Source organism: Achromobacter sp. 1014246743 (assembly GCF_059760725.1).
This window is the reverse complement of the sequence record NZ_JCBANA010000142.1, coordinates 1-1,618: the sequence shown is the minus strand read 5'-3', so window position 1 is coordinate 1,618 and position 1,618 is coordinate 1. Positions and strand designations below refer to the sequence as shown.

The window sequence follows — 1,618 nt, the reverse complement described above, 5'->3', positions numbered from 1 at the left end:
GCCTTGCCCCGCAGGACAAGGCGCGCGGGATCAGCCTTCGACGCGGTTGGCGTCCAGCACCGTCATGGCCGTCATGTTGATGATGCGGCGCACGGTCGAGCTGGAGGTCAGGATGTGCACCGGCGCATTGGCGCCCAGCAGGATCGGGCCCACCGCCACGTTGCCGCCGGCCGCCGTCTTGAGCAGGTTGTAGGCGATGTTGCCGGCGTCCACGTTGGGGCACACCAGCAGGTTGGCTTCGCCCTTGAGCGTGGACGAGGGCAGGATGCGCAGGCGCAGCGCTTCGTCCAGCGCGCAGTCGCCGTGCATTTCGCCGTCGATTTCGATTTCCGGCGCGGTTTCACGCACCAGTTCCAGCGCGCGGCGCATCTTGGCGCCCGAGGCCGAGCTGCCCGAGCCGAAGTTCGACCGCGACAAGAGCGCCACCTTGGGGGCCAGGAACATGCGGCTCATTTCGCGGGCGGCGGCGATGGTGAACTCGGCGATCTGCTCGGCCGTGGGGTCGTCATTGACGTGCGTATCCACCAGCACCACCGTGCGCTCGTTGAGCAGCAGGATGTTCATCGCGGCATAGACGTTGGCGCCGGGGCGGCGGCCGATCACTTCGTCCACGAAACGCAGGTGGTCGTGGTATGCACCGACCGTGCCGCAGACCATGCCGTCGGCATCGCCCAGGTGCACCATCATCGCGCCGATCAGCGTCAGGCGGCGGCGCATTTCCACGCGCGCCATTTCCTTGGTGATGCCGCGGCGGCACATCAGTTCCCAGTACGTGGTCCAGTACTGATGGAAGCGTTCGTCGTATTCGGGGTTGGTGACTTCGACGTCTTCGCCCAGGCGCAGGCGCAGGCCGAATTTCTCGATGCGCGACAGCAGCACGGCGGGGCGACCCACCAGGATCGGACGGGCCAGGCCTTCGTCGACGATGACCTGCACCGCGCGCAACACGCGTTCGTCTTCGCCTTCAGTGAAGACGATGCGCGATTTACCGCCGCCACGCACGATGCGCTTGGCCGCCGAGAACAGCGGCTTCATGAAGGCGCCCGAGTGGTAGACGAACTGCTGCAGTTGCTCTTCGTAGGCTTCCAGGTCGGCCAACGGGCGCGTGGCCACGCCGCCGTCCATGGCGGCCTTGGCCACCGCCGGGGCGATGCGCACGATCAGGCGCGGATCGAAGGGCTTGGGAATCAGGTATTCGGGGCCGAACGAGATGTCGTAGGTGCCGTAGGCGGCGGCCACGACTTCGTTCTGCTCTTCTTCGGCGAGCTGGGCAATGGCATGAACCGCCGCCATTTCCATTTCGCGGGTGATGGTGGTGGCGCCCACGTCCAGCGCGCCACGGAAGATGTACGGGAAGCACAGCACGTTGTTGACCTGGTTCGGGTAGTCCGAACGGCCCGTGGCCATGACCACGTCGTCACGCACGCCGTGCGCGACTTCCGGCAGGATTTCCGGGGTGGGGTTGGCCAGCGCCAGGATCAGCGGACGCGGGCCCATGGCCGCGACCATTTCCGGCTTGAGCACGCCGCCGGCCGACAGGCCCAGGAACACGTCCGCGCCCTCGATCACGTCGGCCAGCTTGCGGGCGTCCGTCTTTTGCGCAAAGCGCGCCTTGTCC

General features: G+C 66.8%; 1 protein-coding gene. It reads right to left on the bottom strand.

The window, feature by feature from the left end; translation table 11 throughout:
* Positions 1-30: 30 nt before the first annotated feature.
* Positions 31-1,618 (bottom strand): phosphate acyltransferase (locus tag AC6LJ2_RS29980; RefSeq protein WP_498152753.1); only part of this gene is annotated, 1,588 nt, incomplete at its 5' end.